Source organism: Nonomuraea sp. NPDC001636 (assembly GCF_040298265.1).
Lineage (GTDB): Bacteria > Actinomycetota > Actinomycetes > Streptosporangiales > Streptosporangiaceae > Nonomuraea.
In genome coordinates, this window is the sequence record NZ_JBEOZT010000078.1 from 1 (window position 1) to 4,052 (window position 4,052).

A 4,052-nucleotide genomic window follows, 5' to 3' on the forward strand; every position below is an offset into this window, starting at 1 on the left:
GACGACTCCACGAAGGACGGGCGCGCCGCCATCGAGTACTTCCGCCGCCAGGGCTACGCCCTTACGCCGGACGCCGAGGACGAGCCCGCCGATGAAGAGCGGCAGGACGGCCCCCAGGAGCCGTTCGACCCGGCCGCGCACGACGTCGCCGACGTACTCGCCTACCTCGAAGACGCCGACCTCGAAGAGGCCCTCCGCGTCCTCGACGCCGAGGCCACCGCGAGGAAGTCCCGCACCACGATCACCGGCAAGCGCGACGAGATCCTCGCCGCGAAGACCCCTGCGGCTCCGGCCGGGGACGAGACGAAGGGAGCCGGGCAGTGAGTGTTCTCGGCGCATACCGCGGGATCCCCCGCAACGACCTCGGCTGGCTCAACTCCGCCGGCCGCCCGGACCCGGAGGCCACATTCCACCGGGCCAACCTGCCCCGCGTCGGCCTGGACGACGTCGCCACCGCCGCCACCGGCGTCATGTGCTCCGTCGCCATCTACCTCCAGGACGGCGACCTGATCAGCAACCTCACCTTCATCTCCGGCGCCACCGCCGCAGGCACGCCGACCAACCAGTTCGCCGCCCTCTACAGCACAGCCGGCGCGCTGATGACGCAATCTCCGGACAAGACCACGGAGGCGTGGGCTGCGGACACGGCGAAGAGCTTCGCGCTGGCGACGCCGCAGCGGATCACGAAGTCCGGCGTGTACTACGCCGCGCTCGCGATCGCCGCGACGACGGTGCCGACGCTGGTCGGCTCCACGGGTGCCAAGCCGGTCCTGACCGGGGAGGGCAACCTCGCCCAGACGTCCGGCTCTTCGCTCACCGCGACGGCCCCGGCGACGATCGTCACCCCCGCGTTCAAGCGCGCGGTGCCGCTCGTCATTGCGACCTGAGGAGGACGGCATGTCTCTGACCTCTTCCATGTCCATCGCCGTCGACGGCAACCTCACCAGTGCACTGGACCTGTCGACGGCGTCCTCCCCGGTCACGGTCCGGGCCGCCACGACGTGGCAGTCCGGCACCGGCGCGGGGAAGGCCGACCGGATGTTCTCCGACCGGCGCACCCTGGCCGCGTCGGCGACCGAGGATCTCGACCTCGCCGGCGTGCTGCTCGATGCGTTCGGGGCCGCGATCACGTGGGCGCGGGTCAAGGGCCTGTACATCCGGGCGGCCGACGCCAACGTGAACAACGTCGTCGTCGGCAACGCGACGTCGAACGCGTGGGCCACACTCCTGGGCGCCACCGGCACGATCACCCTCCGCCCGGGGGCCTCGATCGGGGTGACCGTAGGGACGGCGGACGCCACCGCGTACGCCGTCACCGCCGGCACCGGGGACCTCCTGAAGGTCGCCAACTCCGGTGCCGGGACGTCCGTGGCGTACGACGTCGTCATCATCGGCGCCAGCGCCTGAGGGAGGTGGTCGTCGTGGCACGCGTCTACGCGACCGCCTCCCAGTACCAGCAGTACACCGGGCAGACCCCGCCCGAGAACATCGAGATCCTTCTCGCGGACGCATCCCGGATGCTCGACAGGAGTGTCTTCCGCTACTGCTGGTACACCGTGGACAGCGTTACCAAGCTGCCCACCAACCCTCTGGTCGCCGAGGCCTTCGCCGAGGCCGTCTGTGCTCAGGCCGAGTGGGGCGACGAGATCGGCGACACCACCGGCGCGGCTGGCGCCGGGTGGGGCTCGGTCGAGCTCGGCTCGGCGAAGCTCAGCCGGTCCGTCACCGCGGTATCCGGTTCGGACGCTCCGGGGCGGCAGGTCGCGGACAAGGTCTGGGACTCGCTCCAGAGCCCGGACCTGACACCGGACATTTTCGTCCTCGGGGTGGTGACGTCGTGAAGCTGCCCGGCTTCTGGCTGCGCCACGTGGTGACGGTGGAGCCCTACCTGGGGGTCGGCCCGTCCGGCCCTCAGTACGGGCCCGGGGCCACCGTCAGGGCGTTCGTCGAGGAGAAGAACCGACTGGTCCGCTCCCCGGCCGGTGACGAGGTGGTCTCCTCCGCAACGTTCTACGCCCGGCTCGGGGTCACCTGCCCGGCCAAGAGCCGGGTTCGGCTGCCCTCAGGCCGCCGGACCACCGTCATCGCGGAGCTCCGGCATGACGGCGGAGGCTTGCCCACCCCTGACCACGTCGAGGTGCAGCTCGTATGAGTCCCCAGCATGCACGGATGTCCTGGGAAGGCGACCGACTGTGGACCCAGCGGGGCCGGCGGGTTGCTTCCCGGGGCCTGGAACGCGCCTTGGAGCACACGCTGGGCGTCTCGAAGCAGCTGGTGGCGCTGGAGGAGGGCACCCTGGAGCGTTCCGGCCGGGTCAACATGATCCGCGAGCTGGAGGGCCAGATCACCTACGACACCGTGTACGCGGTCCGCCAGCACGAAGAGTTGAGCTGGAAGCACCTGCCCGGCCGGCAGGCGAAGTACCTGGAGCAGCCCATGAACACGGAGCGGGACACCATGCTCCGGCTCATGGCCGTCCCGCTGCGGGACTGGCTCCGCGGCTGACCTCACACCCCGCCATCCCGCCCGCGCGCGGGCCCTCACCCATGCCTGGAGGTGACCGGTGGGCTACACCCGCGACGTCCTCGACGGCTCCGCCCGGCTGCTCGCCACGGCCGGCCTCGGGGAGTACCGGCCCGATGGCGTCTACGGCCCGGACGAGTCCGTGACCGCGATCGGCTACGGCACCCGCCCGGAGGCGCCCGACCGGATCCTCTGGCTCAACCCGTACCCGGTCGAGGACACCGACCTCACCGATGCCATCACCGGCCTCCAGGTCTGGATCCGGACCGGCCCGAACCCCCTCGACGCGAGCGACCTCGCCGACGGGGTGTTCGCCGCGCTCCACAACCGCCAAGGACTGCTTTTCGGCAGCACCCGCGTGGCGCTGATCTGGCGGCAGTCCCAAGCACTCCTCGGTCAAGACCCCCACGGCCGCCAGGAGATGACCGCGAACTACTACGTGCGCGCCACTCGGCCCGCCCCACACCTGATCGACTAGGAGGACCGCGTCATGTCGACGCCGACCGAGACCGCGCTCGCCCGCAGGTGGCGCATGGACATCAACATGGGCACCGACGGATCCCCGGACTGGCAGCTGTGCCCCGGCATCACCGAGTTCCAGCCCCAGTTCCCGCCCAACATCGAGAACAGCTCCAGCTACGACAGCGACGGCTGGGCCGAGAACACGAAGACGGCCCAGGAGTGGTCCGTCGAGGCCACGTTCAACCGCAAGGCGTCGCCCGACAACACGGTCTACAGCGCCGTCCACGAGAAGCTCCGCGCGGCCGCGTTCGCGTACGGCGGCAACTCCAAGGTCGGCGTCCGCTTCTACGACCGCAACGGGCTGCCCGAGGCCTACTCGGGCAAGGCGCTCGTGACCTGGGAGCCGCAGGGCGGCGAGTACACCGCCCTCGACCAGGTCCAGGCGACCCTCACCGGCGACGGCCCGCTCGCCATGATCGCGAACCCGGTGGCTCCCTGATGGCCTTCAAGACACTCGACGAGTTCCTCGGCGACGCCCTCGACCTCCCCGTGAAGTGCCTCGACGGCAAGGTCCGCACCTTCCACATCCAGGGCCCCAGCGCCGAGAACGGACACAAGGTCGAGAAGCTCATGGAGACCGGCATGAAGCTGGCCGCCAGCCCCGAGGCCGAGCCCGACCAGGACGCCCTCAACGACCTCGCCGAGCTCAACCTGTACGAGGCCGCCCTCGGCGACACCTACGCCGAGCTCCGCGAACACCTCGACTGGCCCCGCTTCCGGCACGTCGCCCTCACCGCCGTCGTCTGGATCAGCCAGGGCCTCGACGCCGCCGAATCCTTCTGGAACACGGACGGCGCCCCTTCTCCGCAGGGCCCGGCGAACCGGGAGCAGCGCCGGGCCTCATCCCGTGCGGCGAAATCGACCCCGTCACAGGCCTCGCGGAGTGGTACGAGCACCCCGCGGGCTACCAGCCGACCCCGCAAGGCCGCACAGACCTGACCTGGGCGGGCCTCCTGGAGCAGTGGGCCCTGATCGAGGCGGACCTCCACGAGACGTACGGCATCGAC

9 protein-coding genes are annotated in these 4,052 nt (G+C 70.7%); all 9 read left to right on the top strand.

Annotated elements, in window-relative coordinates:
* A partial coding sequence (locus ABT158_RS50955) for a hypothetical protein (protein ID WP_352366694.1) occupies positions 1 to 324 on the top strand: 324 nt, incomplete at its 5' end.
* Positions 321 to 887: a hypothetical protein gene (locus tag ABT158_RS50960; RefSeq protein ID WP_352366696.1), complete on the top strand. Its 567-nt coding sequence runs from the start codon at positions 321 to 323 to the stop codon at positions 885 to 887. The genes ABT158_RS50955 and ABT158_RS50960, both read left to right, overlap by 4 nt.
* A gap of 10 nt (positions 888 to 897) precedes the next feature.
* Positions 898 to 1,407 carry a hypothetical protein gene (locus ABT158_RS50965; protein WP_352366698.1) on the top strand — a complete coding sequence of 170 codons (510 nt, stop codon included), beginning with the start codon at positions 898 to 900 and terminating at the stop codon, positions 1,405 to 1,407.
* A 14-nt stretch (positions 1,408 to 1,421) separates the two neighbouring features.
* The gene (locus tag ABT158_RS50970; RefSeq protein ID WP_352366700.1) at positions 1,422 to 1,841 is read left to right on the top strand and encodes a hypothetical protein; all 420 of its coding nucleotides are present in this window, start codon (positions 1,422 to 1,424) and stop codon (positions 1,839 to 1,841) included.
* Positions 1,838 to 2,152: a hypothetical protein gene (locus tag ABT158_RS50975; RefSeq protein ID WP_352366702.1), complete on the top strand. Its 315-nt coding sequence runs from the start codon at positions 1,838 to 1,840 to the stop codon at positions 2,150 to 2,152. The genes ABT158_RS50970 and ABT158_RS50975 overlap by 4 nt, the downstream gene beginning before the upstream one ends.
* A gap of 89 nt (positions 2,153 to 2,241) precedes the next feature.
* Positions 2,242 to 2,505: a hypothetical protein gene (locus ABT158_RS50980; protein WP_352366704.1), complete on the top strand. Its 264-nt coding sequence runs from the start codon at positions 2,242 to 2,244 to the stop codon at positions 2,503 to 2,505.
* A 58-nt stretch (positions 2,506 to 2,563) separates the two neighbouring features.
* Positions 2,564 to 3,001 (top strand): minor capsid protein, encoded by a 438-nt coding sequence (locus ABT158_RS50985; protein ID WP_352366706.1) that lies wholly within the window; start codon positions 2,564 to 2,566, stop codon positions 2,999 to 3,001.
* 12 nt (positions 3,002 to 3,013) lie between these two features.
* A complete protein-coding gene (locus ABT158_RS50990) occupies positions 3,014 to 3,484 on the top strand; it encodes a phage tail tube protein (RefSeq protein ID WP_352366708.1) in 471 nt (156 codons plus the stop codon).
* A complete protein-coding gene (locus ABT158_RS50995) occupies positions 3,484 to 3,984 on the top strand; it encodes a DUF7426 family protein (RefSeq protein WP_352366710.1) in 501 nt (166 codons plus the stop codon). The genes ABT158_RS50990 and ABT158_RS50995 overlap by 1 nt, the downstream gene beginning before the upstream one ends.
* The last annotated feature ends 68 nt before the right edge of the window (positions 3,985 to 4,052 follow it).